Raw genomic sequence first — 26,546 nt, 5'->3', positions numbered from 1 at the left:
CTATGCTACAATAAAAGACAAGTAAATATATAAGGATGAACAATATATGGAGAAACCAATTGGAGTTATTGACTCTGGCGTTGGAGGTTTAACAGTAGCTAAAGAAATCATGCGCCAATTACCAAATGAAACAATCTACTATTTAGGAGATATAAAACGTTGTCCTTATGGGCCAAGAGAAGCTTCGGAGGTAAGACAATTTACTACAGAATTAGCTGAAAAGCTCATGACGTTTGATATCAAGATGTTAGTGATTGCGTGTAATACTGCAACGGCAGTCGCATTAAAACATTTACAAAATTTATTAGCGATACCTGTTATTGGTGTTATAGAACCAGGTGCTAGAACAGCCATTATGACAACAAAAAATCAAAATGTTTTAATATTAGGTACAGAAGGTACGATTAAATCAGAGGCCTATAGGCATCATATTAAGCAAATTAATCCAAATGTAGAAGTATCTGGAGTTGCATGCCCAGGCTTTGTTCCACTTGTAGAACAAATGAGATACAAAGATCCAACGATTACGAGTATTGTTATACATCAAACATTAAAACAGTGGAGAAACAGCAAAGCAGATACAGTTATTTTAGGATGTACGCATTATCCATTACTGTATCAGCCAATTAATGATTACTTTCACGGAGAAAAAGTAGTTATTTCATCTGGTTTAGAAACAGCGAGAGAAGTGAGTGCATTATTAACGTTCAGTAACGAGCATGCAGGTTATAAAAAGCAACCCGAACATAAATTTTTTGCTACAGGAGAAACAGAACATATTGAACGCATTATTGATGAGTGGTTAAATATGAAAGCAACAGTTGAAAAAATAGAAGTTTAAAGTGAGGCGTAAATAATGGAAGATATTGTTATTGCATCAAATAATAAAGGAAAAATAAACGATTTTAGAGTTATTTTTCCTGATTATAATGTTATAGGTATATCAGAACTCATCGAAGGTTTTGATGTTGAGGAAACGGGTGACACTTTTGAAGAAAATGCAAAACTAAAATCTGAAGCAGCTGCGCAAGCATTAAATAAACGTGTTATTGCTGATGATAGTGGATTGGAAGTTTTTGCGTTAGATGGTGAACCTGGTATATATTCAGCTCGCTATGCTGGCGAAACTAAAGATGATAATGCAAATATTGAAAAACTTTTAACTAAATTAGGTGATGAAACCGACCGTAGTGCACAATTTGTTTGCGTTATTAGCATGAGCGCACCAGGTGAAGATACAGTACAGTTTAAAGGAACTGTACAAGGAGAAATCACACTAAATAAAATTGGTGAACATGGCTTTGGATATGATCCTATCTTTTTCGTAGAAGACAAAAATAAAACAATGGCACAGTTAACCGCTGAAGAAAAAGGGCAAATTAGTCATAGGGGTAAAGCAATAGAACAACTACAACAATACCTAGAAGGTGATCAATAATGTCGAAATGGATTATAGTTAGTGATAATCATACTGAACAAGGTGTGTTGTTTGATATTATAAATCAACATGAGCATGTAGATGCTGCTATTCATTTAGGTGACTCTGAATTTGCTTATGATGATAGTGAACTCAGTCATTTTTATAGAGTAAAAGGAAATACCGATTTTTACCCTGAGTTTCCAAATGAACAAACACTTAATATAAATGGTATCAATGCATTTTTAACTCATGGCCATTTATATCAAGTGAATCGTACAAGAATACCTTTAGCAGAACAAGCAAAAGCAGCAGACTGCAAATTTGCCTTTTATGGACATACACATGTTGCTAAACATGAAGCAATAAATGGTGTGCATGTGATAAATCCAGGTAGTATTTCACAGTCGAGAAGTAATATTGAAGAAACATATGCAGAATTGCTTATTGATGATACGAGTTTAGATGCGATTTTAAATTTCCGTAATCGAAATCATGAAATCATCAGCAGTGAAAACTTTACAATTTAAAAAAGATGAAGGGTCTAGCTACGTTTAGAAACAATTTAATCGTAGCTTCATCCTCTTATTTCTATAAATAGTTAGATGCAACAAATAATTAAGCGTTATAAAGTTGTAAAAATAACGCTAACGTTAATGAATTCCTCAATTTAAAGAATTTAAATAAATTAGCAATATTATGATAAAAAGTTTACAATAGTGAAAAATCATATTTATTTTTAAGGGATAGAGTATTGCTTTATCAGTGCAAGTTAGATATAATTATTCTTGTGTTCAAAAGATAATGTCCTGGTAGCTCAGCTGGATAGAGCAATGGCCTTCTAAGCCATCGGTCGGGGGTTCGAATCCCTCCCAGGACACTATAACCCGTTGTTATGACAACGTTTCAAGCTTGCAGGTGTCAAATATGTGTCAAGAGAATATTTCTCTGACACGTTGGCCCTGCTCTTTTTTATGTTCATCAAGTAAATGTGTATAAACATCTAGCGTAATTGATATACTCGCGTGTCCTAATCTTTTGCTAATATATTCAATAGAAATCCCTTTACTAATTAAGTAACTAGCATGTGTGTGTCTTAAAGAGTAAGGTGTGATTTCATCATCTATATTAAATCTGTCTTTAGCTTTATTAAACACTTTAGAAACTGCTGTGTGAGATAAACCGAATAACTTTCTATCTGTTCTTAACGGATGATTAGCAATACTTTTTTTAATATGTGCTAAATCTGCGTCTGACACTTCTATTTCTCTATCAGCGTTTTCTGTTTTTGTACCAGGTAAATGGATTAAACCTGGTTTATAATATAAATCATTATATGTCATTCTATTAACTTCTGAAAATCTAGCACCAGTTATCAAAAGTATATATAGCATCAATGTACTTTTATCACTTTTTAATTTAAAGTGTTTTCTTAATTGTTCGTATTGGAATATCGTTAGGAATTTCACACTTTCTTTTTTAGGCGCTTTAGTTCCTTTATAAGTTACTTTGTAAGTCGGGTCCTTTTTTATATATCCATCATAAATTGCATCTTTAATGCAACTAGATATATACAGATGTACTTTCCTAACTGTTTCTGATGTTCTATCAATCGAGTATTCGGAAATAAATTTTTGATATTCATTTCTTGTTATATTTTTGATCAGTACGTTTTCTCCAAAATGTTTTAGAAACAAATTAAGCGCATGTTCATACCAATATCGTTGCTTTTCAGACAACGTGTTTTTGCCATTAGCTATTAACCAATCTCTATAATAATCTTCAAACTTCTTATTATCTTCTATTTTGTTACCATCTTCTAAATCTCTGATAAGTTGTTGTGCTGCTAATGTAGCTTCTGCTTTCGTTTTAAAACCCGATTTACGTTTTTTACCTGACTTAAAACTTGGATCTTTCACATCGTATTGCCATGTTGTAGATGTTTTATTTTTACGTTTTGTTACTGTAAATGTTGCCATATTCACCAATTCCTTTTAAAAAAGATAAAAATATATAGGACAGTAGGGACTGCCCGTAAAATTATTTTTCACTTTTACGCATTACAGGATGCATAAAACTGCTTTCAGCTTGTGTTTCAATTGCGTCTGGTAGAGTAGTTAGCGCGTCTTTATTCATTTCGTTAATAGTATCTTTATCCCATCTACTGCTCATAACCATTTTTTCTTCATCTTTCATTCCGTCGTTCAGAGGATAATATACATATATATCTGCACTATTTACATCAATTTTAGATTTCTTTAGCGCATATAACGCTTCAGATGTTCCCATTCTAAACCCTCTTGAGGTCATTTTTTCAGATAAATTTTCTTTACCTTTTAATTCAATAGTTACATCCGACTCTCCTACGCCAAAATCAACATTTTTAACATCTGCAGAATGTACTTCTTTTTTCAGTTCCTTATTTAGCTTTTCTTCGTCTGTCAGAGGTTTTTTAGTTTCTTCTTTCTTGTTAGTATCTTTTTCTTTTTTAGTATCTTGTTTACTTTCTTTCTTCTCTTGTTTGGTAGCAGTTTCCTTTTTAGCATCTTCTGTTTCTGTGTTTTCGGAATCAGTAAAAATGTTCCCAATGCTACCAATAAGTATTAATATTATAATCCCACTCCAAATTTTGTGTTTTTTAATCCAACTGATAATTTTGTTATCTTCATTATTAGACGGTTCAAACTTCTGTGGATTAAACTCATGTATAATTTTTCTTTTTTCTTCCACTGGTTTTTTCTTGTACTCTTTTTTCTGATCTTTTGTTAGTGTTCTTAAATAATACCCTTCCACCATAGTTTCCTTAAACGTAAGCGTTTCCTTCCGTGCCATTCCACATTCTCCTTAATTATATTTTATATATTAAACAACAAAAGTTGCTATTCCCATTTATAGTGTTCGAATATTTGTAAAGGTTCGAACTTGATTACATATCCTTTGTGGTAGACATCTAATCCATATTTCATTTTGTAATTATTGAGTGCATTCAAAACATATTGTTCTGACACATCAAAATATTGTGACATTTCATATAAGTTTTGCACTCCATGATGAAAAGCATCTATTAAACCATCAAGCGAAACGGCCAACTCTGAACCTAAACGCCTAGCTTTTAGTTCAAATTTGCGATGTAACATTTTCGTTTGATCTCTAATATCACCATATGTAATTAAATGATGTGCTATTTCTTCACACAAAGTTTCGAGTTTGTTTACAGAATTTAAGCGTTTTTCAATAAGTATGATTTCACCTAAATACACACCGAGTAGGCCCTTTTTTAAATTAGTTTCTTCAATAATGATTTCATCATCATATTGTGCTAATAAATTTTCATAACTCTCCACAATAACACCCCTTACTTTTTACGCTTGCTTTTCACAAATTCTGCATAATCCAATATTTCTTGCCATTCTTCTTCTGTTAAATCTCCGTCTAAGTGAGCAGCGATCGTTTCGAAAGAACTTTTGTTTTTATTGTTTTCTTTTTGTTCAAATAAAATACTCTCAGGAGTCACACCCAATACGTTTGCAAAATCTGCAATATCTTCCATTGGTATTTTACGAGTTCCATTTTCATATCTTGATAAAGTAGATTTATTTATATCCACTTTCTTCGCCAAATCAGTTACACTCATTTGTCTTTGTTGTCGTATTTGCTTTATGTATTTACCGATTTGTTCTGAATTTCTCATAATATGTTACCTCCGTTATTTGATAATTTCATATTACCATATTTCCATATAGGAAACAACTAGGACTTTTAATATTCTTTAAAACTTTTTTGAAATCTTTTGTTGACAAACAGGAAACAGGAGTTTAATATTGGTTACAGAACGAAAGCGAGGTGACAAACAACATGTATGAATTCAACGTAAGACGAATGAAAGCAGAGCGTATTGCAAAAGGGATTTCGCTTAAAGAGATGTCAGATAAGTTAGGCATGACTCAAGGAACGTATTCGAAAAAAGAAAACGGTAAAATAAGGGTTAATGTTGACGACTTGGCAAAAATATTTGAAATCCTAGAATTAAGTGAAGAAGATTGTGGTATTTTTTTTACACATAGAGTTTCCAAATTGACAACTTAATACAGTATGGAGAAAGGAGTTGATCAAATGGAATTCATCGGATTTGCAGATGCAAAAGAATTTATAAAAGTTAGTGGCATTTCTAGGGACGATTTAGAAAGCAAAGTTTATCCGAACAAAGAATTTCAAGAAGCGTGTATGTACCGATTTGGTAAAGGTAACAAACGCTACATTAAAATCAGACCAGCAATAGAATTTATCGAACAAAACATAATGATTAAAGAAACTAATTTATAAGGAGGTGATTACATGAAACATATACTAGCGTGGTCAACAGCAATATTATTCACAGCACTGTTTGCAATAATCTCATTCGATTTCCATTACAGCGTTGTAGTTAGCATTTTAAGTTTCGTTGGTAGTTACGCATTTTGGAACGCATATTACACAGAAAAAAAGACCGCTAAGCGCGCCAACGCTTAACAGTCGGAAATTTAATAAATTATTTATATAAACAGTATACCCCATAACCTAGGAGGTAATCAATATGCAGAAACACAGACTGCTAAATATATTAACGGATTTAAACATTAAATTGGCTCATTCAGATATAGAAGGGCATGTAATCTTTAAACAATTCGATGGTGGAGAACTAGGTATTTGTTTCACACACTTTAGTGATTATTACGTTGGTGGTTGGAAAAGCCTCCACATATTCGAACATTATTCTGAGAATGACGCAGTACAAACATTCAATGAAATCAAAGAAGTGATATCTGGCGAAAGGTTGGTTACAGATGAAAGAAACAGTGACGTACTTAATCAAACTTAAAAACGCACCTTTCGACTTATACATCACCAATAAACCGATGGTTGCAGAAGATACGAGCTACACACGTAACAGAAGTAGAGCGAGAGATTTCAATGGTTTAGATGATGTCAGTATCGATATGACTGAACACATTGCGATTAAGAAAATTGTAACAGAACAAACTAAATACGAGGAGGTAGACAATGAGTTTTCAAATTAAACCAGCAACAGAAATGAAGAACAATACAGATACATTTTTAATATATGGCAGTCCAGGGCGTGGTAAAACACACACAATTAACTTTCTACCCGGCAAAACATTATATATCAGTGTAGATAAATCAGAACGTCCATTATCTAAAAATGAAAACGTCGATATATTAGATTTTAATGTTCACGAATCATGGACAGAATGGTCAGAATTAATGAAATGGTTAAACGAACAAGACATATCAATGTATGACAACATTGTGGTCGATAACATTTCAGAACTTTTTAGATCCATGTTAGCTAACTTAGGACGTAACGGCAGAAATAATAGAACACCAGAAATGTCACATTATCAACAAGTAGATTTCTTCACAATTGATAGCTTTAGATTTTTACAATCATTAAAAAAACGCCTTGTATTCTTAGCTTGGGAAACAACAGCAGAACATTATACAGAAGGTGGACAACAGTTCACTAGAACAATGCCAGATATTCGCCACACAATTAGAGATAACGTAGCAGGCTTATGCCAAGTAGTAGCTCGATTAGTTATCAATGAAAAGAGTGGTAACAGAGGTTTCATACTGTCACCGAGCAATACAGTCTGGGCTAAGAATCAATTAAGTAGTGATGAGCATTGTAAACAAGATGAACTGTTTGAGTTAGGCGGTGAAGGTGATGGTTAAAAGTATTTATTTACAAGATGGTGAAGAAATATTTGTAGATGATGAAGATTATGAAAAATTAAATCAATATACGTGGGTTAAAATATATAATCGCAACACTAGAGTTATTGTTTCTCGCCCTAATCTTTCCCTATGTAATTTTATTTTAAAAGACAGCACTCAAAAAACAAAGAATAACAATTTCACAAAAAGTAATTTAACTACAAAAGGAAATAAAGGTGTTTGGAGGAGACCTAAAATAAGTTCCAGTTCCAAATACAAAGGAGTTTGTTGGGATAAAAACAAAAAGAAATGGAGAGCCGATATAAATTTTAATGGTAAAACTATTTTTTTGGGTAATTTTTACAAAGAAGATGATGCGGGGAAAGCTTATAACGAAGCTGTATATAAATTTTATGAAGGTAAAGCTTTTATTAATGATATAGGTAAAGATAATAGAATACCAATTAAGCAATACAAAACACGTAAAGACCAATATTTCACAAGAGGTGGAAGTAGTGGATATAGAGGTGTATATCTCGTCCGCAAAAATAAACAATTGTTCAATGTATATGTTCCGTTTTCAAAAAAATACAAGTATGTGTCACGTTTCAAAGATGTTGATAAAGCTGCGTTAGTTTATAACAAATGTGTGAAATATTTATACGGTGACGAAGCAATTCTTAATGATGTACCAATGACAGATGAACTCAAAGAGTTTATATCTAACTGGCAGATACCAGAAAGGATAAAAGCATTAAAAGTCGGTGATTCCAATGAATAGTGAAACATTAGAAACCTACATCTACTGTATAAAAGGATTGAAACAAGCAAATAAAGATATGAAGTTAGGTATTGATGATAATTCTATCCCTCATATGGCAATAGAAATAGCTAAATTAGAAGAACTAATATCTATTAATAAAGCAGTTCAAAAATTACCTACTTGGGATTGTCAAGTCGAAATAAGCAATGCTATTACAAGTGAGCTAAATGGTATTAATGAATCAATTGAAGAATTGAACAATGAAGCTATATCTGAGGATGATACCCATGACTAACTTCCAACTATTTGATTATCAATTAGAGTTAGTTGATAAAGCTAGACACTTACTACTCAAAAATCAAGGTGTATTAATACAAAGCCCTCCAGGTAGTGGCAAGTCAGTAATGATTGCAGAAGTCGTTAAGAAAGCAGTGGAGAAAGGTGGACACATACTATTCATTGTCCATCGCAAAGAGTTAATTATGCAAATAACTCACACTCTAAATACTCATGGTGTTGATTTAAATCATGTAGATATTCTTTCAGAAAAACGAGCTAGAAATATACTGCAAGAATTAAAGACACCCACAATTATACTTACTGATGAAACACACCATAGTAGAGCAAAGACTTATACAGAAATATATGAATACTTTCCTAAAGCATTACGTTTAGGATTTACAGCAACTCCTTGGCGTTCGAATGGCAAAGGTTTCACTGATATATATAACGAAATGGTCGAAGGTCCTAGCGTAGAGTGGTTAATCAACAACAATCGTTTAGCTGACTATGATTATAAAAGTATTGTAATGGCAGATAACACTAAATTGAAAAAATCGTCAACTGGTGATTACACAAAGAAATCAATGGACGAAGCGATACCGAAAGCTATTTATGGAGATATTGTTGGTAATTATAAAAAGTATGCAAATGGTCAAAAAACTATATTATATGCCCACAGTGTTGAAGCTAGTAAAGATATAGCTCAAGAGTTTCAAGCCCAAGGTATTAACGCAATTCATGCAGACGCAAAAACGAAATCTGTAGAACGCGAACAAATTATGAATGACTTTAGGAACGGAACAATCAAAGTATTATGTAACGTTGATTTAATTAGTGAGGGCTTTGATGTACCCGATTGTACTTGCGTAATTCTAGCTAGACCTACAGATTCATTAGTTTTGTTCATGCAGCAAGCAATGCGTTCTATGCGTTATCAACCTGGTAAGAAAGCATTGATTATTGATCACGTTGGTAATTATGCAAGACACGGATTGCCAGATACTCATCATGACTGGAAGAAATACTTCAAGGGTTTTAAAAAGAACCGTAACAAACAAACAGATGATGAAGATATTGGACTGAAAACTTGCGATGAGTGTTTTGCAGTTTATCGTAACACAGAGCCAGAGTGTCCAGAATGTGGACACACCAACGAAACACAACCAAACAAATCTGATTTAGATAGAGTTAATGCTGAACTTACTGATATAAAACCTTTTAAAGTGGATTACACACTAAAGAGATACAGTAAAGCGAATACATCTCAATCAGATTTAAAAACTTTAGAAGATTATTATTTATATGCCAAAGCAAATAACTATAAAGAAACATGGATTAAATTTAACTATCCAGAATGCGTAAGAATGAGTTTCCCGCAGTTTTACGCAACATTAAAACCAATAAAAGAAAAATACAAACATTAAAGGAGAAATGAATTATGACATTATTTACAACAGATTATTCAAATATCGAGGAAAACAATCAAAACTTTGGACCACTACCAGAAGGAGAGTACGAAGTAGTAATCAAAAATGCATCTGAACGTTCAACACCAAATGGTAAAGAAGAAACACAATTAACATTAGTCGTACGTAACGATTTAACTAAAGTACCAGAACTAGCAGAACAAAATGGAAAATATGCAAACCGTCACATCTTTGTAGACGAGTGGAAACGTGATATTGACGGAGAGTACAAATATAAAATGGATAACTTCATGCACTACTTAAATGGTGTAGGTGTACCAGAAGGAACAAAAGTAGAAAGTTTTGAACAATTGCTATCTATGTTCAGAGGTAAACCAGTGAGAGTGTTCGTTAAGCAAGAAGAAAATGAGTATAAAGGTAACAAACAAACAGTCAATCGAGTAGCACCTTGGAACTTCAAGAATACTAAATACCCACAAGTGAATCATGAGTGGAAAGAGAAAGACAAAGACAATAAACAATCAAGCAATCCATTTGAAAATGCAAATGGTGGTCCAGTAGATATTCAAGATGATGATTTACCATTTTAAGCAAAGGATGATTTTAAATGTATAACAACATTCCAGATGAATTAAAACAACTTAATAACTGGTGCGTATGGAAACTTCAAGAACGCAACGGTAAAAAAACTAAAATTCCTTTTAACGCTGAAACTGGAGAGTTTGCTAAATCAAATGACAAAAGTACTTGGTCTAGTTATGAAACGGCAGTTAATGCAGAAGGTGTCGATGGTATAGGGTTCTTCTTTGAACCCCCATACCTTGGCATTGATATAGATAAAATTGATGATGATCTACACAGATACAGACACGGGGATAAACTCGACAACATTGTCAGTGAATTTAATGAAGCATTTAAAAGTTATACAGAAGTAAGTCCTAGTGGTACTGGGTTGCACATTATTGTTAAAGGTAAAATACCAGGCAATCGCAGACGTAAAGGTAACATTGAAATGTATGACAGTGGTCGCTTTTTCACTATGACTGGCAAACGTATAGGTAAATACACAGAAGTGACCGAAACATCAGATAGAGTATTTAAAACTATCTATGATAAATATCTACCAGATAACACAGTTCAATATCCTACACAAAATAACTACCAACAGAACATCCACAATCTTTCAGAAATAGATGTAATCAACGAAATATATAAATCAAAGCAATCTAAATTATTTGATGACTTAATGAGAGGTACTTACGAACCATATTACAATTCTCATTCAGAAGCAGATATGGCACTTGCAAACATTCTCGCTTTCTGGTGTGCCAAAGATTACTCACAAATGGATAGTATATTCAGACAATCAAATCTATATAGAGATAAATGGGACGAGAAACGTAAAAACTCCACATACGGAGAACAAACACTATTTAAAGCAATCAATGAAACAAATAATATCTATACACCTAAAGAAGAAAAAGAACCCTTACGTTATGCGTTAAGCCACATATTCGATACTAAAAAAGAAGAAGTTGAATATCCTGTCAGAAGTTATGACGATACAGGTAACGCAGATCGTTTCATTGATAGATATGGCAACCTATATAAGTTTAGTTATGTAGAGAAGAAATTTTATATCTATGATGGCACAAAGTGGACACTAGACGATAGAGGGTCAATACGTAAACTCATTGATGAAATGATTGAAAGTATGAAGAAGGAAAAAGTTGTTCACAATGAGGATGTAACTGAAGAAGAAGCCAAAGAATACTTTCAAAAATTCTATAAAAAAACGAGAGGTACACAATCTAAAAAGAACATTACAGACGAATTAAAACACCGTAGACCAGTGACACCAGATAGTTTTGACAAAGATAACATGTTACTGAATGTAGCGAATGGATATATCGATTTAACAAGTCGTGAACTATACAAACACGATATTAATAAAATGTTTTCTCAAATAGCGAATACTGATTATTCTGAAAAAATGCAACCATCTGTGTGGTTAGATTTCCTAAACGATATATTCGCAGGTGATAAAGAAGTCATTCGATATATACAAAAAGCACTTGGTTATTCATTAACTGGAAGTACGAGAGAGCAAGTAATGTTCATACTTCATGGTAAAGGACGTAACGGTAAGAGTATATTCGTTGAAACAATCGCAGAGATACTCGGAGATTACTCGAATAACATGCAAGCGAAATCACTCATGGTTAAGAAAAATGACAATGTTAATACAGATATTGCCAGATTAAGCAAAGCAAGGTTTGTCACATCGTCTGAACCTAACGAAGGTTTTCGTTTTGATGAAGGATTAATAAAACAAATCACAGGTGGAGATAAAGTAACTGCTAGATTCCTATATGCAGAAGAATTTGAGTATACACCTAAATTTAAAATATGGGTTTCAACTAACCATAAACCGATTATTCGTGGTACTGACGACGGTATATGGCGACGTTTAGTCTTGATACCTTTCGAAGTACAGATACCCGAAGAAAAAGTCGATAAAGATCTAAAGTACAAATTACTTAGAGAAGCACCTGCAATACTTAATTGGATGACAGAAGGTGCATACATGTGGATGCGTGAAGGATTAGAAATGCCAGAGAAATTAAAGAATGCTGGACAATCTTACCGTACAGAAATGGATGTTATCGAACAGTTTATCCAAGAAGAATGTATAAGAATTGAAGGCGGTCGAGCTAAAGGTAGTAGACTTTATGATTTATATAAAAAATGGGCAGATGAAAACAGTGCATACAAAATGGACAATAAAAAATTCGGTCAAAAAATGAAAGAAAAATTTAAATCTAAAAAAATGAATGACGGTATTAATTATATAGGAATAGAAATTCCAGAGAAAATACCAGGTTTAGAATCAGTCCTAAAATAAGTGAATAGTGAAGGGTAAAAGTGAAGGGTAAAAATTACACTTTTTACCTTATAAACACTGTCATATCAAGGTTTTTATTTCTTTATTTATAAAAGTGAATAGTAAGTAATAAAAAGTTATTATACGTAAAAATAAAAGAATATATATGTATGTGAACCTTTTATAAGCGTCACCCTTCACTTTTTTGTTGAAACCTAGAGCGCGTAAGGTTTGAAGGCGATTTTACTATTCACTTTACCCGTCACTTTGTGGAGGAACTAATGAAATCAGAACAAACAATACAAAATGAAATAATTATTGCGATTAACAAAATGGGTCACAGATTGTGGAGAAGTAACGCTGGCAAAGTTATTACGAAAGATAATCGAGTAATTCAGTTATTTCCCAAAGGATTTCCCGACACAGTAGGTTTTCGTAAAACAGATGGCAAAATAATATTCATTGAAGTGAAAACAGATAAAGGAAAATTAAGACCTGAACAAGAAAGGTTTAAAACATTCATTGAAACACAACCCGTTTTATACGGAGTAGCACGCAGTGTGGAAGATGCAATCAAAATTATAGAAGGTGATCTAAATGAATGAAGAAACGGCAACAATTCGATATAAAGTCTACGTTGAAAAGCAAGTGTATGTTAATCACGATGACGATGATAATACTGTTGAAGAAAAGATACACGACCAGATGTGGACATTAAAAGAAGATTACATGGACGCAAAGCCATTAGAGTTTGACGACGTAAAAATTATAGATAGGGGTTATTGATATGAGATTAAAACGTGCGAAAGATAAGCAAGGTGAAATTTGTTTCTTGATTATAGACGGAGACAAAGAATTATTAGTGCCAGTTGAAGATTATAAAGAGGCTGTGATGGCTGGAATAAGCAACGGTACGATTAAGAAGCATATTGTAAAAGGCAAGAGACACTTCCGTAAATATATTCGAGATTACGAAGTTCAAAAAGGATTAGCTAGATTAAAGCGTGAGGATAGAGAGCGTGAAGAACGCAAACAAGCATTAGCAGAAGAAAAACAACGTAAGGAGCAGGAACGCCTGCAGATGATTAACGATGCAAAATGTAATGGTAAGTGGTTTCAGGAATTATCTAAAAATAACTTAGTAGCAAAAATTAAAAAAGATAAATATGGCAATCAACATTTAGTTTAGGAGTGAATAAAATGCCAAGTGGACGTCCACACATGTATGAATATGTTGTTTATAAAGGAGACGAAGTGATTTGTGCTGGTACTAGACAAGAAATACAAGCGAAGATGAATATTACAGAAGGTACATTTGCTCGAATGGCAAGCTCATTAACAAAAAGAGAAGCTGGGCCAAATCAAATTGTAGTTGAAAAAGTGAAAATCAAAGAAATAGAAGCAGAGGCGGTGCGTTAGATGAAGGAACTAAAAGTAGGAACATGGATAGCTTACCCAAATAAATTAGGTCAATCAGAGTACGGTAGATTTATAAAAAAAGTATATAGAATGCACAAATTTAAGACAGAATTAGAGCTAGAGAAAGTAAACGGTGTGCATGTTTATTTAAGAGAAGATTCGGATTGGATAACTGTACAAGAATCTATGGCTGAACAGTTAGAAGAAGTGCGTAAAGAAAATTTAAAAGAAGTTAATAAAATGTTGTTAGGTATAAATGATGTGTATGAAAGTGAATATAATCAATCCAACGACTTACAACAACGTAAGCGTAAGGAAGAAAATACAGCGTTATTTAAAATTAAAGATTTAAAAGTTGGTTACAAAATTGAAATATTAGGCGACAGAATGACAGGAGAAGTTTCTGAAATAGCCAATAACGGTAAATCTGCTGAAATAAAAGTAGATGATGGCGTGTATAGAGTTATAAACGATAATTATGATTTCACAATAATAGAATGGAACGAAACGCCACAGTACGCAGAAGATATGGTCAACAGTCCTTCACATTATATGTTAGGCAATCATGAGGTTAAGGATATAGTTTCGCTTGTGGCAGATAAATATCATAAAGGTTCTGTTGCGCATAACATTGCTAGTGCATTGGAATATCAAATGAGAGCGCCGGAGAAGAATGGACTTGAAGATATTAAGGAAGCTAGAAAATGCTTAGACTTCGCTATTGAGAATTGGGATGTGAAGTAGATGACGACAATAATAGAAGGTTTAATCAATGCAAACTATAACCTCAATAAAAATAATACAGGCGACATTAACGTAGACAATATGACTGATTCGTTTGGCAAAGAAACTTTAAGACAAATAGTGAAGTTAATTGAACAAGGCGCACAATTAGATGATGAATTTATCGAGGAGGACTAGCACGTGATCCTATCTAACACTTCGAAAATTAAATACAAACTTGATACTAAAGACAGAAATACTGTCGAAATGGCAAAGCTACTAAGAGATTGTGGAGTTAAAGGATATTTATACTCCGTCAATCAACGTAGCATTGTCATGGCAGTGTTACCAGAGGACAAGGAACATAACAGGAGAGTAATGGAGGGGTTGAGAGAATGGTAAAAATTAAGCAGAAGAAAACGATGAATTTACCACAGTTGATTGAGTGGGCGTGGGATAACGGAATAAAAAACGAAAGGTTTATACATTCAGACAGCAATCCTCCTGAATACGTATGGATTAATGAAAATTCAAATGTTGAGTTAGATGAGGATATGTGTATTAGTAAAACCGACACTTTCACAGTTGAAGTCGAGGAAACCGTAACAGAAGATACGAAATTTAAGTACTTGGTAGAAATTTCTACAAAAGGTAGTTCTATAATGTGGGAACATTCATATATTAATCAAAGAATTGGTGGCCAAAGCAAAGAATTCCACGCATACATTGATGGAGAATTTAAATTAATCTGGCGTGACGGAAAGCTGGTGGAGTAGATGATTAAGTATAAAATGTGGATAAAATCGGACAAAAGATTTATTGATGGAAGTTTAGCGTTAGTTGATAATTTAAAATATTTAATAGAGGAGTGATGGCGAGTGGCTACAGAAAAACAAGTAAAGTATGTTCAATTATTACAAGAACAATATGGTGCAGAAGATTACACAGAAAAAGAAATCAAAAATATGAGCCATAACGAAATAAGCATTGTCATAGATGAACTTAAAAAAGCGATTGCAGAAGATGAATTGTACAACGAATGTATGAGTTATGGATTACCTAATCAATAAGGAGTGTTAAATATGAATTCAGAAACGAAATTTCATGTCAGCGTTATGGATGCAAGGTTGAAGAAAGTAAAAAAGCAATGTGACCAATACAAACAAGCATATCATCACTGTGTAGACGATTTAATTGTCTTGCGTGCGAATAATAAACGGTTGGAACGAGAGAATGCAGAACAACTCGCATTACTGAAACAGTTTAGAAAGCTCATAGATTATAAATTAACACTGCATCAAGGCAGTTCAATGTATAGAGAATATCGAAGTAAGTTAGATCAGCTGGGGGTTAAGTAGGATGGCGTATGAGTATGAAATCAAGATACCGATGTGGTTAGAAGATGGACGTTGGTTGAATATGAACGTGGACGATGAAGTATTAGAAGAACTTGAAGAAGTCTATCGCAAAGCGAAGGCGTTTGATGAAATTAAAAAAAGATTTGAAAAAGAATATAAAGCAGAAGTTCTCGAAGAAAGTCTGTATTACCCTGAAAATTTTGATAATAGCGAATTTTTAGTAGATGTAGAACATATTTTATATTTTGAAGATGTTAGATATGTAAAAATCAAGGAGGATAAATAAATGAATGAATTAATCAAACAAGTAGAACAATGGAGTAAGGATAAACAATTAGACAAAGGTAATTCAGATTTTAAATTAATTGAAAATTATCCTAATTATGTTGTTAGCAAAAACGGAGATATTGTTATCTTGCCATACAAAGATAAAAATAAGCATAATAGAAAAATTAGAGTTAAAAAAACAGGCTCAGATTTAGATGGATACGAAATAGTTCCTTTAGTTAATGAAAAAGGCACAAAAACTTTCTCGGTTCATCGTTTAGTAGCACAAGCGTTTTTACCTAATCCAGAAAATAAAGAAACAGTAAATCATATAGACGGGGATAAAACAAACAATAGCGTTACTAATTTGGAGTGGGCAACTAGAGGAGAACAAATGAGCCATGCCTATGATTTAGGATTGAAGAAATCAAATAATATTATGGTTACAAGTTCTAATATCAAAAATTGTAAACCTATAAAGGTATATGTAAAAGAAACAAATGAAATTATTTATTTTTTATCTGCTAGAGATTGCTCTAGACATTTTGGTTATTCAGATAGATGGTGTGACAAGTTAATTGGTGAAATGAATGGGGATACTAAAAAATATTTATTTGAATATGTCGATATAGATGAGATTAAAAATAATACCAATAAAGTTACATTTACTACATTGGTTAAATTAATTGAGTATTGGTCTATAGAAAAAGGATTGCATAAATCCAACTCTGCACAACAAGCATTGAAGACACTCGAGGAAATGGGTGAGGTCGCCTCTGCACTTTGTAGAAACAACACAGACGCACTCAGAGACGGTATAGGGGACGTTGTCGTTACATTAATCATATTGGCGCAACAAAATAATATGACGCTGTATGAGTGTCTGAATACGGCGTATGAAGAGATAAAGGACCGCAAGGGGGTTATGAGCAGTGAAGGAAGTTTTATCAAACAAGAAGACCTCAAAGGATAAAGACATCGTAACTAAAGTTAAGGAAGTGTTGAGGAAATGAGAGCTACTGCTTATGGCATACTAGGAGTTTTATTTGTTAGGGGAGTTTTTGAATTAATTGGTTCGCCATTTCACGTGGATAAACCAATAGATATTGGAATGATATTTTGCATATTCATCACATGTGCAACATCACAATTAATTAAACAGGCTAAGGAGTGAGTGTGGATGACAACAATAGAGTTTATTAAATCAGTCGAGCTACTAGGCTACAAATTGAATTGGTCATATAAGAATGTAAATAACCGTAAAGTTAAACTGCTTATTACACATAAAGATGATAAACATCCTAACGCTTGGGTATTCGTGCATGAACCTTATTCATTTAGAAGTTTAGGAGTTAGCAGTGAATTGTTTACATTACTTGTTATGTATGCAAGCACTTCAATTTATGAAAGAGGTGTCGTCTAATGCAATTCCTAGTACGCAAAACACACCACACAACAGGTGAAGTATTCTTTGATGTAACTAGAGCTAAGGAGAATGAAGAATTTATTGTTGTGGATGCAGAGAATAAGCAAGAAGCGAAAGAGAAGGTTAAGAAGCCTAAAGGACTATTGGAAGTAGTACCATCTAGTTTTAATAATGGTCCTATTAGTAGAGCGTTAAAAGCTGGTATGTATAGAAAGGACAATGACCAATGAAACAAATACTCAAATTATTATTAACACTTGCACTCTATGAATTAAGTAAAGAGATCACGTATGAAATCATTTGCCGCATGCAAGCGAATGATATGGTCCCGAAGGATTATGAGGTGAATGAATGATGTGGGTAATAACAACAATCGTGTTAGGGTGTGTTGCGATACTCACGCTTATATACAATGCCATCAAAGACGCAAAGATAAACGCGTTAGAGTATGAAGTCGGTTATCTGTTATACACAATATTTGAAAAGGACCTGCCTAAGAGAGAGCTGGACGATGAAGATATACGCAAGATTAAAGATGAGTTAGATAAACGTATGAAGTAGGTGGAGAGAATGTGTGAGAACATTAACCATTATGTTAAAGAGTTGAGAAAGAGCAAGGGTATCAACATAACTAATTTAGCTAGAGAAATTGGTGTTAGTCGTACGCTTGTTTCTATATTTGAGAATGGTAAAGGGAAAATGAGCGACTATAAAGTGAATGAATTGATAAAAGTGTTGTCGACTAATGAAAAGGAATATAAATCACATACAAAGTATATACAAGAAATGTTTGCTATGACATTTGAACATTGTGATGATGACTTTGGTTTAACCACTTATGATTTAAGTGATATAGACAAACTAGCCAAAACATTAACATATAAAGGAAAGCAAATTAGTCCTTCAAACATTGCGTTAATAAAACAATTGGCTCAGGCGTTGGCTGATAAATAACTGGGAGGTAGCGTATGTATACACGTGAAGATATAAGAGAAATGATAGACAATTATAAGTGGATGAACAATATTGTAACATCGCAAGTTTATGATGCAGATAGCACTTCGGTTGCACAATACGGTGTTGAATCTGCTATGCCTAAAGCTAAAGGACAAACAGGTGACAAAGTATTACTTAAGGTCATGAACAGAAATAAAGCGTGGAGAAGAAATATTAAACTGATAGAGAAAATAGAATTCATTGATAAGTACGAGGAACATATAACCAATGAAATGAACTACCACATTCTACAAATGATTAAATTAGGCACACAACATAAAACTGTCATGGACCTTATGGAGATTAAAAGCAAGTCGACATTTTATGGATGTCTGAATGAGATAGTAAATGTATACATGGACGCACAACAAGGTCATTTCGATTAGTGTACGAAACGAACACATCGAACCAATCGAACACATCGAACGATGATAGGCGTTTGATATTAATACGTTATATAATATATGCATAGGAAATCTGGATGGTAGCTTTAGAGGTGAAGTTATTATTCAGTAGGTATGTAAACTTAATACTATATTATATGAGGCACGTTACATTTGTAGCGTGTCTTTTTGTATGCACCTAATCTTAATGACCCACACAATAAGGACGCACATATTAAAAGACACTGCTTATTAAGGTGGGGAATAAAGGTCGTGTGAATTAAGGTCACATACTTTAAGGTCATCACTTGCACATTGAGTGTGTGACAGACAGAACAATGAACATCCATTTATATATTAAAAAGGTTTCATTAGTTCATAAAGATTAATTGAAACATTAAATCATAATTAGAATATAAAGTTTGTTTGTTGTTTAACAATTGAATATTAAAAAGAATTGTTTTATTGATCATAAACTTTATTAGATTAATTTGCATTTGATTGATGAAACAATTTCTAAAGTTAAAGACAAAATGATTTGAGATTATAATTTCTTAATTCGTTTTGTCTTTTATTATTTCTAAAACTAAATTACAAAATGAAATTAATAAAACAAAATTAATAAATAAAATTCAAATGAAAGAAGTTGATTCATTTGTTTGTTCAACCAAAGGTTCGACTTGGTAATAAGTCATATACTCAAACCGAGTTGCAAGACTATAGGAAAGCCAATACCAAAAGGTATAACCAAGAGGTTAGGCAGAATAGACGTAATAAAGAGTATACAGCGTTCTACAATAGCACACAGTGGCGTAAGCTACGTCAACAGGTGTTAATACGCGATAACTACTTATGTCAACACTGTTTAGCTGATGGCGTTGTGAATGACAAAGATTTAATTGTCCATCACAAGATTGAATTAAAACGGGATTGGTCAAAAAGACTGGATATGGAAAATTTAGAGGTAGTGTGTTTTAGCTGCCACAATAAAATTCATTCGAGTTAAAATTTATTTTTATTTTTGAAAATATTTTTGCGGGGCGAAGAAAACCCCGTCACTTCTGAGACGAGCGAACAACGAGCCCGACTTACACTTTGAAAAATGTTGAAAATAAAATGTAAATATTCGTAAAGTAAAACTTCTTTACATAATTGGAGGTGGATGAAATAGCTAAACTAAGCCAATCTGATATAAAAATAATTCTGGATTTGTACAAAAAGGGTGAAACATTCACCAACATAGCTAAAAAATTTAATGTATCAAGAAGTAGTGTAACAAGACGAATAAAACAAGCTGGTGTTTATAAATTAGATTCATCTAAAGTGTGTATTCGTTGTGGAACAACATTTTATCCTTCTAACTATGGATCTCAAATTCAAAAATATTGTTCAGACAAATGTAGAATTAAAACTCATTATAGTGATAATAAAAAAATAGCATATGGCAACTGTAAACAGTGTAATAATGAATTCGTAATAGGAAACAACAAAACGTTTTGTTGTAATAAATGTCAGAAAGAACATAAACGATTAGAAAAAATAAGAGGTAGAAAACTTAAAAAGTGTTACTACTGCGAAAAATGGCGATACGGATTTCGAGGTAAATACTGTACAGAAGAATGCAGGCATAAAGCTAATAGAGTGAAAGATGGACTTAGGAAAAGTGAGCGATTAAAAAGAGCTAGAAGTAATGGCCAATTCGACGCTGATATAGATATATATAAGTTAATAGAACGAGATGGAGGATGTTGTTACTTATGCGGTGATGATGTCCTTTTTTCATACCATTATAACGACCCTAAGTACCCAACGATCGAACATGTTTTACCTATTTCTAAAGGTGGCTCGCATTCTTGGGACAATGTAAAAGTTGCTTGTAGGGAGTGTAACACTAGAAAAAGCACAACTCTAATTGACGATTATTTGAAAGGGAGGTGAGTGAGTTGGCTGAACGTAAATTGTTATCACAACAAAAAAGCAGACGTACAAAAGAGGTACAAGAAGAAAAACAAGCTACGGAAGAAGCTATGAACGAACTTACTCCTTTAACAGATGAAGCACCAGAGTGGTTAGATAATGATGCTAAAAAAGAATGGAAACGAATATTACCTCTGATTAAAGAATTACCAGTGAAAGACTTAGATAAAGGTTTATTAGCAACTTATTGCCAAACGTATAGCAATTACAAGAACGCGACTCTCAAATTAGAAGAAGAAGGTATGGTCATCGAAACCGAAAGAGGAACAAAGTTATCTAGCTACTACACTGTACAAAGAGATAGCGTAAATACAATGAATGCCATTTGTCCTAAACTAGGATTAACTGTTGAATCACGTTTGAAAATACTAGCACCTAGCAACGATAAAGAAAAATCAGACCCATTTGAGGATTTAATGGATGACAAATAAAGATTTCGTTACCGAATATGCGCGAAAAGTGGTTAATGGCGAAATATTAGCTAGTAATAAAAACGTGAAAGTGTGTCAAAGACATTTAGACGATTTGAATAATAAAAATTTGCCTTATCATTTCGATGTAAAAAGAGCGAATCATGTTATTAAATTCCTTGAAATGTTACCCGACCCAAAATCAGGCAAGAAAATGGAGCTTGCAGGTTTTCAGAAGTTTATTGTAGGTAGTTTATACGGTTGGCAAGACAGCGAAGGATATAAAAGATTTACTAAAGCATATATAAGTATGAGTAGAAAAAACGGCAAGACGATAGCTGTGTCAGGATTAGCGTTATATGAAATGTTAATGGGCGACGACCCAGTGAACGAACGCTTAGTTGGCCTTAGCGCTAACAGTCGTGACCAAGCAGGTATTGCTTATGACATGACGTACGCGCAACTTAGTGCAATAAGACGCGTTTCACCTAAGATGAAGCAATTAACTAAGATTACGCCTAGTGCTAAAGAAATATTGAATACGAATGACCGGAGTAAGATTAAAGCTGTTTCTAATGAAGCTGCCAACCTTGAAGGTCACCAATTCAGTTATGCAATTATCGATGAATACCACGAAGCAAAAGACAAAAAGATATATGAAACGTTAAGGCGTGGACAAGTGTTATTACACAACCCTAGTTTGATTATTATTTCCACTGCTGGCACAAATATGAACGGGCCTATGTACGAAGAATATCAGTACATAGATAAAATATTAGACGGCATATCGCCTAATGATAATTATTTCATATTTTGTGCTGAACAAGATAATGAAGATGAAGTACATGATCCTGAAACATGGATTAAATCTAATCCATTGATGGAGTTGCCAGAACTCAAAAAATTGCTGACCAAAAACATTCAACCAGAAGTTAGAACGGCTTTAGATAGTGGAAGTGGATTAAACGGCATACTGATTAAGAATTTCAATATGTGGCGTGCAGCAAGCGAAGAATCCTATTTAGACTTTAACGACTGGAAAAAGAACGAAACTGATTTTGATATTAACTATTCCAAAGTGTATATCGGATTAGACTTATCACGCGCTGATGATTTAACGGCAATTTCATTCATACACCTAGATGAAACGAATAAACAATACTATATAACGTCACACTCATTTGTAGGCACAAAGGGCGGCCTACAAGGCAAGATAGAACGTGACCTTATTGACTATCGTCAATTGTCAGAAGATGGTTTCTGCACCATCACAGACTTGTCTAGCGGGATTATTAATACTAACCAAGTGCTAGATTACATTGAAACGTATGTAAATAGACACAACCTAGATGTTCAAGCTATATGCTATGACCCGTATTCAATACACGGTGTGTTAGCAGAGATTGAGCGTAGAGAATGGTATTACGATTTGTATGAAATAAGACAAGGTCCACAAACACTTTCTAATCCTAACTTAGACTTTAGATTAAATGTAATCAATGGAGATATTAAGCATCATAAAAATCCTTTGTTAGATACAGCAGTAAAAAACGCTGTTGCTAAAAATGTGAACGATTCAATCATGATTGAAAAGAAAATGAACAGACATAAAATTGATCCATTAATGGCCACTATATTCGCTTATGTGATAGCAAGTGAGCATGAATGGGACGCAGAAACGTTTATGCCAATGTTCTTATAGGAGGTGTGACGATGAAGAAAACCTTATATGCACTTGTGGTAATACTACTATTCGTTGTGGGCTTAATAGGGCTGTTCTACGGCTTGTTTATACTTTGGAAGCCGTTAGCTTATATTATTGGTGGACTGCTGCTCATAGGCCTCTCAGGTGTTTTAAATCAAGCGTATGACAATACCTCGATAAGTCAGAAAGGGGGTGACAGTTAAAGATGCCATTACTTGATTTAGGATTTACAAGTAAACAAGAAAAGATGAACAGAGATTTAGAACGATTATTGTATTGGCAAGAACATGGTACACACGCAAGTTATGTTGGCATCAATGCGTTGAAGAATAGTGATGTGTTCACTGCGACACGTATTATATCTGCAGACATAGCAAGTACTAAGTTAAAGGTTAAAGGTCATGAAACAAATACGGTTATGAATGATGTGTTAGATCTGTTCAATAATAATCCACATTCTGATTTACCAGGTTGGCATTTCAAATTCATAATCATTGCGAATATGTTACTTAACGGACAATCTTTCGTTGAAATCATACGTGATAAAAACGATTTCCCAGTTGGTTTCCACTTCTTACATAACGATTTAGTAGGAATAGAGGAGAAAGACGGAGAAATTGTTTATAACGTTAGTGAAGATGTGGAAGGGAATGCTGCTAAGATAACCAGTGAAGATATATTGCACTTTAGATATATCACATTAGATGGATATGTTGGCTACAGTCCTTTATATGCACTAGCACATGAGATTGGTATATCACAAGGCTCAAAGAGTTTCTTACGCAACTTCTTTGATAACGGTGGCACATCAACGTCTGTATTGCAATACAAAAAAGGTCAAATTAACGCAGAACAATTGAGGGATTTGAAACAAAACTTTGCAGAAAGCCAGTTAAAAAATAATGGTGGGTTAGTTGCTATTGACGACACAATGGACTTTAAACGATTGCAAATTCCTACTGAAGTATTGAACTTCTTAAACAGTTATAAGTTCAGCACTTCACAAGTTGCTAAAGCGTTTGGATTGCCAGTATCTAAATTAGGTATTGAAACAGTCAATACATCTATCACACAAGCAAACCTTGAGTATTTGCAAAGTACATTAGATCCAATATTCAAGATGATGATTTCAGAATTAGAAACCAAGATATTTAAATTTATTGATTCTGGTTATGAATTAGAGTTTGATTCATCACGTCTCATTGATATTGACCCAGAATTACAATTGGAACGTATTACTGAATTGCATGGTAAAGGGATTATATCTACAGACGAGGCAAGAAGTGTATTTGGTTATCAACCTATTGAACACGGTGAACAACCACTTGTGGACCTTAACAGAGCGCCACTTTCTACTTTACAGAACTATCAAGAATCTAAGATAGACAAAGAAGTCGAAAAGAACTCCATTAAAGGGGGTGATGAGTATGACGAACAGTAACGTTGACACTGGACAACAAGACATGGTTGTTGAAGGTTACGCAATTATCTTTAATTCAACGAGCGATGACTTGGGTGGGTTCAGAGAAATAGTAGCACCAAATGCCTTAGACGGTGTAGATGTAAGCGATGTGAAATGTTTAATTAACCACGATTTCAGTTATGTTATAGGTCGAACACAAGCAGGAACGCTTGAATTACAAGTGGATGAAAAAGGATTGTACTTTAAGTGCCACTTACCTAACACATCTTACGCTAGAGATATTTATGAAAATATTAAAGCGGGCAATGTAAACCAGTGTAGTTTCTTCTACACATTACCACCTAATGACTCAACAGCTCGCACATGGCAAAACATTGATAATGAGTACGTTCAAACCATAAATAAAATCGATGAACTTATTGAAGTCAGTATTGTTACAATACCTGCATACAAAGACACATCGGTTGAAGTCGGTCAACGTGCAAAAGATTTAAAGAAATTCAAACAGTTGGAACAAATGAAAATCGTGCTAGACATAGAAAGCCTTCGTTTTGAAACGTAAGGCTATTTTTTATGCACAAATTTAACAAGGAGTGATATTGCATGGCCAATTTAGATGAGCGCAAAAAAGAAATTGCTAGTTTGATTTCTAAAGCGCAAGAAGCAGTCGAAAAGGGCGACCTTGAAACTGCGCGTAATTTAAAAGCTGATATTGATGCACAGAAAAAAGAGTTTGAAGAACTCGAACAGCTTTCACAAGAAATTGAAGCATCAGCACCTAAGTTAGAAGAAACACCACCCAAAGACGAGGGTGCAGAAGTCGAAGATAACAAAGGTGATGACACTGGAGAAGGGTCAGAAAGTAAACCATCTGACGACAAAGAGGAGAAACCGTCAGATGAAGAAAAACCTGATGATAAACCAAAACCAGATGGCCCACCTGAATCTGAAAAAAAACCAGAAGGACCTGCTATCGAGAAAGTAGAAGAACCTACTGAAGAAGAATTAGAAGAAGAAAAAGACAAAAAGAAAAAAGAAGGAGCGAAACGTTCTATGGCGAAATTAAATCAAAATCCAGAGGAAAGCTTAGAAGTACAAGGCTTTGAACAATACATGAAATCAAAAGGGGCTAAACGTGACAACGTTAAATCAGACGATGTTGGCGTAACTATCCCAGAGGATATTAAATATATTCCTGAAAAAGAAGTAAACACAGTACAAGACTTATCAGAATTGGTACAAAAAACATCAGTATCAACTGCAAGTGGTAAATACCCAATCTTAAAACGTGCTAACGCTAAATTCAACACTGTTGCTGAATTAGAGAAAAACCCAGAGTTAGCTCGTCCAGAATTCGAAACAATTGCTTGGGAAGTAGACACTTATCGTGGTTCTATTCCAATTTCACAAGAAGCATTAGACGATTCAGTTGCTAACTTAACTGCTATTGTTTCTGAAAACATCAATGAACAAAAAATCAATACTTTAAACGAACGTATTGGTGAAGTATTAAAATCATTTAATCCATCTTCAATCTCTGATGTGGACGACTTAAAAGCAATCATTAACGTTAAATTAGACCCTGGTTATGACCGTCAAATCATCTGTACACAAAGTTTCTACCAAAAACTAGATACTTTGAAAGATGGTAACGGACGTTATTTATTACAAGATAGCATTATTAACACTGCAGGTAACACTGTATTAGGTATGAACGTAACAGTAGTTCGTGACGACCTATTAGGTGCTAACGGTGATGCTAAAGCCTTCATTGGTGATGTAAAACGTGGCGTTCTATTTGCAGACCGTACAGACGTGTCAGTGCAATGGATTGAAAACGAAATCTACGGTAAATACTTGATGGGTGCTTTCCGTTTCGATGTAAAACAAGCTGATAAAAATGCTGGTTTCTTCGTAACATTTGAAGATGCAGCAGAACCTAGTGATGGTTTAGGAGCATAAGTAAAGTAG

The 26,546-nt window shown here is 33.7% G+C and carries 43 protein-coding genes, 1 tRNA gene and 1 pseudogene; 41 read left to right on the top strand and 4 right to left on the bottom strand.

Annotated features, from left to right (window positions below; translation table 11 throughout):
- The first annotated feature begins 46 nt into the window (after positions 1-46).
- The 4 genes from racE to KA856_RS08810 all read left to right on the top strand — a co-directional run bounded on the left by racE (position 47) and on the right by KA856_RS08810 (position 2,297).
- Entirely contained in the window at positions 47-841 is a 795-nt protein-coding gene (racE, locus tag KA856_RS08825; protein WP_107383706.1) for a glutamate racemase, read from the top strand.
- A 15-nt stretch (positions 842-856) separates the two neighbouring features.
- Positions 857-1,438 (top strand): XTP/dITP diphosphatase, encoded by a 582-nt coding sequence (locus KA856_RS08820; protein ID WP_107383707.1) that lies wholly within the window; start codon positions 857-859, stop codon positions 1,436-1,438.
- The gene (locus KA856_RS08815) at positions 1,438-1,947 is read left to right on the top strand and encodes a YfcE family phosphodiesterase (RefSeq protein ID WP_107383708.1); all 510 of its coding nucleotides are present in this window, start codon (positions 1,438-1,440) and stop codon (positions 1,945-1,947) included. The genes KA856_RS08820 and KA856_RS08815 overlap by 1 nt, the downstream gene beginning before the upstream one ends.
- Positions 1,948-2,223: 276 nt before the next feature.
- Positions 2,224-2,297, top strand: a tRNA-Arg gene (locus KA856_RS08810).
- Between the two features lie 52 nt (positions 2,298-2,349).
- Here the strand turns inward: KA856_RS08810 and KA856_RS08805 are convergent.
- From KA856_RS08805 to KA856_RS08790, 4 genes are all read right to left on the bottom strand, one after another.
- Complete coding sequence (locus KA856_RS08805; RefSeq protein WP_210138640.1) at positions 2,350-3,396, bottom strand: tyrosine-type recombinase/integrase; 1,047 nt, start codon at positions 3,394-3,396, stop codon at positions 2,350-2,352.
- A gap of 61 nt (positions 3,397-3,457) precedes the next feature.
- Complete coding sequence (locus KA856_RS08800; protein ID WP_210138639.1) at positions 3,458-4,249, bottom strand: hypothetical protein; 792 nt, start codon at positions 4,247-4,249, stop codon at positions 3,458-3,460.
- Between the two features lie 47 nt (positions 4,250-4,296).
- Positions 4,297-4,761 carry an ImmA/IrrE family metallo-endopeptidase gene (locus tag KA856_RS08795; RefSeq protein WP_210138638.1) on the bottom strand — a complete coding sequence of 155 codons (465 nt, stop codon included), beginning with the start codon at positions 4,759-4,761 and terminating at the stop codon, positions 4,297-4,299.
- Positions 4,762-4,772: 11 nt separating this feature from the next.
- Entirely contained in the window at positions 4,773-5,108 is a 336-nt protein-coding gene (locus KA856_RS08790) for a helix-turn-helix domain-containing protein (protein ID WP_210138637.1), read from the bottom strand.
- A gap of 164 nt (positions 5,109-5,272) precedes the next feature.
- On the opposite strand from KA856_RS08790, the gene KA856_RS08785 reads away from it, so the two are divergent.
- The 37 genes and pseudogenes from KA856_RS08785 (at position 5,273) to KA856_RS08605 (ending at position 26,537) form a co-directional block, all read left to right on the top strand.
- Positions 5,273-5,503: a helix-turn-helix domain-containing protein gene (locus tag KA856_RS08785; RefSeq protein WP_210129027.1), complete on the top strand. Its 231-nt coding sequence runs from the start codon at positions 5,273-5,275 to the stop codon at positions 5,501-5,503.
- Positions 5,504-5,530: 27 nt separating this feature from the next.
- Entirely contained in the window at positions 5,531-5,740 is a 210-nt protein-coding gene (locus tag KA856_RS08780) for a hypothetical protein (RefSeq protein ID WP_210138636.1), read from the top strand.
- A gap of 12 nt (positions 5,741-5,752) precedes the next feature.
- Positions 5,753-5,926 carry a hypothetical protein gene (locus KA856_RS08775; protein WP_210138635.1) on the top strand — a complete coding sequence of 58 codons (174 nt, stop codon included), beginning with the start codon at positions 5,753-5,755 and terminating at the stop codon, positions 5,924-5,926.
- A gap of 64 nt (positions 5,927-5,990) precedes the next feature.
- Entirely contained in the window at positions 5,991-6,275 is a 285-nt protein-coding gene (locus KA856_RS08770) for a hypothetical protein (protein WP_210138634.1), read from the top strand.
- The gene (locus KA856_RS08765; RefSeq protein ID WP_210138633.1) at positions 6,241-6,474 is read left to right on the top strand and encodes a DUF2483 family protein; all 234 of its coding nucleotides are present in this window, start codon (positions 6,241-6,243) and stop codon (positions 6,472-6,474) included. Before KA856_RS08770 ends, KA856_RS08765 begins: the two co-directional genes overlap by 35 nt.
- On the top strand, positions 6,458-7,150 hold the full coding sequence (locus KA856_RS08760; RefSeq protein ID WP_210138632.1) for an AAA family ATPase: 693 nt from the start codon (positions 6,458-6,460) through the stop codon (positions 7,148-7,150). Before KA856_RS08765 ends, KA856_RS08760 begins: the two co-directional genes overlap by 17 nt.
- Positions 7,143-7,913, top strand: a complete 771-nt coding sequence (locus KA856_RS08755; protein WP_210138631.1) for an AP2 domain-containing protein — start codon at positions 7,143-7,145, stop codon at positions 7,911-7,913. The genes KA856_RS08760 and KA856_RS08755 overlap by 8 nt, the downstream gene beginning before the upstream one ends.
- Positions 7,906-8,190, top strand: coding sequence for a hypothetical protein (locus KA856_RS08750; RefSeq protein WP_210138630.1), 285 nt, complete (start codon positions 7,906-7,908; stop codon positions 8,188-8,190). Before KA856_RS08755 ends, KA856_RS08750 begins: the two co-directional genes overlap by 8 nt.
- A complete protein-coding gene (locus KA856_RS08745) occupies positions 8,183-9,601 on the top strand; it encodes a DEAD/DEAH box helicase (RefSeq protein WP_210138629.1) in 1,419 nt (472 codons plus the stop codon). Before KA856_RS08750 ends, KA856_RS08745 begins: the two co-directional genes overlap by 8 nt.
- Before the next feature lie 14 nt (positions 9,602-9,615).
- Entirely contained in the window at positions 9,616-10,194 is a 579-nt protein-coding gene (locus KA856_RS08740) for a DUF669 domain-containing protein (protein ID WP_210138628.1), read from the top strand.
- A 17-nt stretch (positions 10,195-10,211) separates the two neighbouring features.
- Positions 10,212-12,509, top strand: a complete 2,298-nt coding sequence (locus KA856_RS08735; RefSeq protein ID WP_210138627.1) for a phage/plasmid primase, P4 family — start codon at positions 10,212-10,214, stop codon at positions 12,507-12,509.
- A gap of 260 nt (positions 12,510-12,769) precedes the next feature.
- Positions 12,770-13,093: a VRR-NUC domain-containing protein gene (locus tag KA856_RS08730; RefSeq protein ID WP_210138626.1), complete on the top strand. Its 324-nt coding sequence runs from the start codon at positions 12,770-12,772 to the stop codon at positions 13,091-13,093.
- Positions 13,086-13,274, top strand: a complete 189-nt coding sequence (locus KA856_RS08725) for a hypothetical protein (protein ID WP_210138625.1) — start codon at positions 13,086-13,088, stop codon at positions 13,272-13,274. Before KA856_RS08730 ends, KA856_RS08725 begins: the two co-directional genes overlap by 8 nt.
- A 1-nt stretch (position 13,275) precedes the next feature.
- Positions 13,276-13,677 carry a hypothetical protein gene (locus KA856_RS08720; RefSeq protein ID WP_210138624.1) on the top strand — a complete coding sequence of 134 codons (402 nt, stop codon included), beginning with the start codon at positions 13,276-13,278 and terminating at the stop codon, positions 13,675-13,677.
- Positions 13,678-13,688: 11 nt separating this feature from the next.
- On the top strand, positions 13,689-13,907 hold the full coding sequence (locus tag KA856_RS08715; protein ID WP_145353014.1) for a hypothetical protein: 219 nt from the start codon (positions 13,689-13,691) through the stop codon (positions 13,905-13,907).
- Entirely contained in the window at positions 13,908-14,651 is a 744-nt protein-coding gene (locus tag KA856_RS08710; RefSeq protein WP_210138623.1) for a DUF3310 domain-containing protein, read from the top strand.
- Complete coding sequence (locus tag KA856_RS08705) at positions 14,652-14,828, top strand: hypothetical protein (RefSeq protein ID WP_210138622.1); 177 nt, start codon at positions 14,652-14,654, stop codon at positions 14,826-14,828.
- Between the two features lie 197 nt (positions 14,829-15,025).
- Positions 15,026-15,406, top strand: a complete 381-nt coding sequence (locus KA856_RS08700; protein WP_210138621.1) for a hypothetical protein — start codon at positions 15,026-15,028, stop codon at positions 15,404-15,406.
- A 102-nt stretch (positions 15,407-15,508) separates the two neighbouring features.
- On the top strand, positions 15,509-15,700 hold the full coding sequence (locus KA856_RS08695) for a hypothetical protein (protein ID WP_145445841.1): 192 nt from the start codon (positions 15,509-15,511) through the stop codon (positions 15,698-15,700).
- Between the two features lie 12 nt (positions 15,701-15,712).
- Positions 15,713-15,988: a hypothetical protein gene (locus KA856_RS08690; protein WP_210138620.1), complete on the top strand. Its 276-nt coding sequence runs from the start codon at positions 15,713-15,715 to the stop codon at positions 15,986-15,988.
- Between the two features lies 1 nt (position 15,989).
- Positions 15,990-16,274 (top strand): hypothetical protein, encoded by a 285-nt coding sequence (locus tag KA856_RS08685; protein WP_210138619.1) that lies wholly within the window; start codon positions 15,990-15,992, stop codon positions 16,272-16,274.
- Positions 16,275-16,637 (top strand): annotated as a pseudogene (locus KA856_RS08680) (HNH endonuclease); the annotation flags it as partial.
- 255 nt (positions 16,638-16,892) lie between these two features.
- Positions 16,893-17,228: a MazG-like family protein gene (locus KA856_RS08675; protein WP_348634781.1), complete on the top strand. Its 336-nt coding sequence runs from the start codon at positions 16,893-16,895 to the stop codon at positions 17,226-17,228.
- Between the two features lie 207 nt (positions 17,229-17,435).
- The gene (locus tag KA856_RS08670) at positions 17,436-17,678 is read left to right on the top strand and encodes a hypothetical protein (RefSeq protein WP_210138618.1); all 243 of its coding nucleotides are present in this window, start codon (positions 17,436-17,438) and stop codon (positions 17,676-17,678) included.
- The gene (locus KA856_RS08665) at positions 17,678-17,911 is read left to right on the top strand and encodes a DUF1381 domain-containing protein (RefSeq protein ID WP_210138617.1); all 234 of its coding nucleotides are present in this window, start codon (positions 17,678-17,680) and stop codon (positions 17,909-17,911) included. Before KA856_RS08670 ends, KA856_RS08665 begins: the two co-directional genes overlap by 1 nt.
- Positions 17,908-18,036 (top strand): transcriptional activator RinB, encoded by a 129-nt coding sequence (gene rinB / locus KA856_RS08660; protein WP_210138616.1) that lies wholly within the window; start codon positions 17,908-17,910, stop codon positions 18,034-18,036. Before KA856_RS08665 ends, rinB begins: the two co-directional genes overlap by 4 nt.
- The gene (locus KA856_RS08655; protein WP_210138615.1) at positions 18,033-18,242 is read left to right on the top strand and encodes a hypothetical protein; all 210 of its coding nucleotides are present in this window, start codon (positions 18,033-18,035) and stop codon (positions 18,240-18,242) included. The genes rinB and KA856_RS08655 overlap by 4 nt, the downstream gene beginning before the upstream one ends.
- Positions 18,243-18,251: 9 nt before the next feature.
- The gene (locus KA856_RS08650; protein WP_210138614.1) at positions 18,252-18,635 is read left to right on the top strand and encodes a helix-turn-helix transcriptional regulator; all 384 of its coding nucleotides are present in this window, start codon (positions 18,252-18,254) and stop codon (positions 18,633-18,635) included.
- A gap of 14 nt (positions 18,636-18,649) precedes the next feature.
- Entirely contained in the window at positions 18,650-19,063 is a 414-nt protein-coding gene (locus tag KA856_RS08645) for a hypothetical protein (protein WP_069794769.1), read from the top strand.
- A 652-nt stretch (positions 19,064-19,715) separates the two neighbouring features.
- Positions 19,716-20,066, top strand: a complete 351-nt coding sequence (locus tag KA856_RS08640; protein ID WP_210123485.1) for an HNH endonuclease — start codon at positions 19,716-19,718, stop codon at positions 20,064-20,066.
- 152 nt (positions 20,067-20,218) lie between these two features.
- Positions 20,219-20,998, top strand: coding sequence for an HNH endonuclease (locus tag KA856_RS08635; RefSeq protein ID WP_210138613.1), 780 nt, complete (start codon positions 20,219-20,221; stop codon positions 20,996-20,998).
- A 5-nt stretch (positions 20,999-21,003) separates the two neighbouring features.
- A complete protein-coding gene (locus tag KA856_RS08630) occupies positions 21,004-21,468 on the top strand; it encodes a phage terminase small subunit P27 family (protein WP_210138612.1) in 465 nt (154 codons plus the stop codon).
- Positions 21,458-23,149, top strand: coding sequence for a terminase large subunit (locus KA856_RS08625; RefSeq protein ID WP_210138611.1), 1,692 nt, complete (start codon positions 21,458-21,460; stop codon positions 23,147-23,149). The genes KA856_RS08630 and KA856_RS08625 overlap by 11 nt, the downstream gene beginning before the upstream one ends.
- Before the next feature lie 11 nt (positions 23,150-23,160).
- Entirely contained in the window at positions 23,161-23,355 is a 195-nt protein-coding gene (locus KA856_RS08620; RefSeq protein ID WP_192946245.1) for a hypothetical protein, read from the top strand.
- Positions 23,356-23,357: 2 nt separating this feature from the next.
- Positions 23,358-24,593, top strand: a complete 1,236-nt coding sequence (locus tag KA856_RS08615) for a phage portal protein (protein WP_210138610.1) — start codon at positions 23,358-23,360, stop codon at positions 24,591-24,593.
- The gene (locus KA856_RS08610) at positions 24,580-25,137 is read left to right on the top strand and encodes an HK97 family phage prohead protease (protein ID WP_210138609.1); all 558 of its coding nucleotides are present in this window, start codon (positions 24,580-24,582) and stop codon (positions 25,135-25,137) included. The genes KA856_RS08615 and KA856_RS08610 overlap by 14 nt, the downstream gene beginning before the upstream one ends.
- Before the next feature lie 41 nt (positions 25,138-25,178).
- Positions 25,179-26,537 (top strand): phage major capsid protein, encoded by a 1,359-nt coding sequence (locus tag KA856_RS08605; RefSeq protein ID WP_210123975.1) that lies wholly within the window; start codon positions 25,179-25,181, stop codon positions 26,535-26,537.
- The last annotated feature ends 9 nt before the right edge of the window (positions 26,538-26,546 follow it).

The sequence above is a fragment of the Staphylococcus sp. GDB9P120P genome, assembly GCF_017893435.1.
In the GTDB taxonomy this organism is placed as follows: Bacteria; Bacillota; Bacilli; order Staphylococcales; family Staphylococcaceae; genus Staphylococcus; species Staphylococcus cohnii.
Note: the sequence above shows the minus strand (reverse complement) of the source record. Positions and strands in the feature narration are given on the sequence as shown.

What these genes read in the sequence shown, in the direction of transcription:
- KA856_RS08665 (WP_210138617.1), top strand. Translation starts at nt 17,678, where the DNA reads ATGCAATTCCTAGTACGCAAAACACACCACACAACAGGTGAAGTATTC.
- KA856_RS08720 (WP_210138624.1), top strand. Translation starts at nt 13,276, where the DNA reads ATGAGATTAAAACGTGCGAAAGATAAGCAAGGTGAAATTTGTTTCTTG.
- KA856_RS08805 (WP_210138640.1), bottom strand. Translation starts at nt 3,396, where the DNA reads ATGGCAACATTTACAGTAACAAAACGTAAAAATAAAACATCTACAACA.
- KA856_RS08645 (WP_069794769.1), top strand. Translation starts at nt 18,650, where the DNA reads ATGTATACACGTGAAGATATAAGAGAAATGATAGACAATTATAAGTGG.
- KA856_RS08725 (WP_210138625.1), top strand. Translation starts at nt 13,086, where the DNA reads ATGAATGAAGAAACGGCAACAATTCGATATAAAGTCTACGTTGAAAAG.
- racE (WP_107383706.1), top strand. Translation starts at nt 47, where the DNA reads ATGGAGAAACCAATTGGAGTTATTGACTCTGGCGTTGGAGGTTTAACA.
- KA856_RS08625 (WP_210138611.1), top strand. Translation starts at nt 21,458, where the DNA reads ATGACAAATAAAGATTTCGTTACCGAATATGCGCGAAAAGTGGTTAAT.
- KA856_RS08755 (WP_210138631.1), top strand. Translation starts at nt 7,143, where the DNA reads ATGGTTAAAAGTATTTATTTACAAGATGGTGAAGAAATATTTGTAGAT.
- KA856_RS08730 (WP_210138626.1), top strand. Translation starts at nt 12,770, where the DNA reads ATGAAATCAGAACAAACAATACAAAATGAAATAATTATTGCGATTAAC.
- KA856_RS08615 (WP_210138610.1), top strand. Translation starts at nt 23,358, where the DNA reads ATGCCATTACTTGATTTAGGATTTACAAGTAAACAAGAAAAGATGAAC.
- KA856_RS08690 (WP_210138620.1), top strand. Translation starts at nt 15,713, where the DNA reads ATGAATTCAGAAACGAAATTTCATGTCAGCGTTATGGATGCAAGGTTG.
- KA856_RS08785 (WP_210129027.1), top strand. Translation starts at nt 5,273, where the DNA reads ATGTATGAATTCAACGTAAGACGAATGAAAGCAGAGCGTATTGCAAAA.
- KA856_RS08715 (WP_145353014.1), top strand. Translation starts at nt 13,689, where the DNA reads ATGCCAAGTGGACGTCCACACATGTATGAATATGTTGTTTATAAAGGA.
- KA856_RS08605 (WP_210123975.1), top strand. Translation starts at nt 25,179, where the DNA reads ATGGCCAATTTAGATGAGCGCAAAAAAGAAATTGCTAGTTTGATTTCT.
- KA856_RS08775 (WP_210138635.1), top strand. Translation starts at nt 5,753, where the DNA reads ATGAAACATATACTAGCGTGGTCAACAGCAATATTATTCACAGCACTG.
- KA856_RS08765 (WP_210138633.1), top strand. Translation starts at nt 6,241, where the DNA reads ATGAAAGAAACAGTGACGTACTTAATCAAACTTAAAAACGCACCTTTC.
- KA856_RS08740 (WP_210138628.1), top strand. Translation starts at nt 9,616, where the DNA reads ATGACATTATTTACAACAGATTATTCAAATATCGAGGAAAACAATCAA.
- KA856_RS08750 (WP_210138630.1), top strand. Translation starts at nt 7,906, where the DNA reads ATGAATAGTGAAACATTAGAAACCTACATCTACTGTATAAAAGGATTG.
- KA856_RS08780 (WP_210138636.1), top strand. Translation starts at nt 5,531, where the DNA reads ATGGAATTCATCGGATTTGCAGATGCAAAAGAATTTATAAAAGTTAGT.
- KA856_RS08770 (WP_210138634.1), top strand. Translation starts at nt 5,991, where the DNA reads ATGCAGAAACACAGACTGCTAAATATATTAACGGATTTAAACATTAAA.
- KA856_RS08670 (WP_210138618.1), top strand. Translation starts at nt 17,436, where the DNA reads ATGACAACAATAGAGTTTATTAAATCAGTCGAGCTACTAGGCTACAAA.
- KA856_RS08610 (WP_210138609.1), top strand. Translation starts at nt 24,580, where the DNA reads ATGACGAACAGTAACGTTGACACTGGACAACAAGACATGGTTGTTGAA.
- rinB (WP_210138616.1), top strand. Translation starts at nt 17,908, where the DNA reads ATGAAACAAATACTCAAATTATTATTAACACTTGCACTCTATGAATTA.
- KA856_RS08705 (WP_210138622.1), top strand. Translation starts at nt 14,652, where the DNA reads ATGACGACAATAATAGAAGGTTTAATCAATGCAAACTATAACCTCAAT.
- KA856_RS08710 (WP_210138623.1), top strand. Translation starts at nt 13,908, where the DNA reads ATGAAGGAACTAAAAGTAGGAACATGGATAGCTTACCCAAATAAATTA.
- KA856_RS08745 (WP_210138629.1), top strand. Translation starts at nt 8,183, where the DNA reads ATGACTAACTTCCAACTATTTGATTATCAATTAGAGTTAGTTGATAAA.
- KA856_RS08820 (WP_107383707.1), top strand. Translation starts at nt 857, where the DNA reads ATGGAAGATATTGTTATTGCATCAAATAATAAAGGAAAAATAAACGAT.
- KA856_RS08655 (WP_210138615.1), top strand. Translation starts at nt 18,033, where the DNA reads ATGATGTGGGTAATAACAACAATCGTGTTAGGGTGTGTTGCGATACTC.
- KA856_RS08760 (WP_210138632.1), top strand. Translation starts at nt 6,458, where the DNA reads ATGAGTTTTCAAATTAAACCAGCAACAGAAATGAAGAACAATACAGAT.
- KA856_RS08700 (WP_210138621.1), top strand. Translation starts at nt 15,026, where the DNA reads ATGGTAAAAATTAAGCAGAAGAAAACGATGAATTTACCACAGTTGATT.
- KA856_RS08790 (WP_210138637.1), bottom strand. Translation starts at nt 5,108, where the DNA reads ATGAGAAATTCAGAACAAATCGGTAAATACATAAAGCAAATACGACAA.
- KA856_RS08815 (WP_107383708.1), top strand. Translation starts at nt 1,438, where the DNA reads ATGTCGAAATGGATTATAGTTAGTGATAATCATACTGAACAAGGTGTG.
- KA856_RS08685 (WP_210138619.1), top strand. Translation starts at nt 15,990, where the DNA reads ATGGCGTATGAGTATGAAATCAAGATACCGATGTGGTTAGAAGATGGA.
- KA856_RS08620 (WP_192946245.1), top strand. Translation starts at nt 23,161, where the DNA reads ATGAAGAAAACCTTATATGCACTTGTGGTAATACTACTATTCGTTGTG.
- KA856_RS08735 (WP_210138627.1), top strand. Translation starts at nt 10,212, where the DNA reads ATGTATAACAACATTCCAGATGAATTAAAACAACTTAATAACTGGTGC.
- KA856_RS08650 (WP_210138614.1), top strand. Translation starts at nt 18,252, where the DNA reads ATGTGTGAGAACATTAACCATTATGTTAAAGAGTTGAGAAAGAGCAAG.
- KA856_RS08800 (WP_210138639.1), bottom strand. Translation starts at nt 4,249, where the DNA reads ATGGCACGGAAGGAAACGCTTACGTTTAAGGAAACTATGGTGGAAGGG.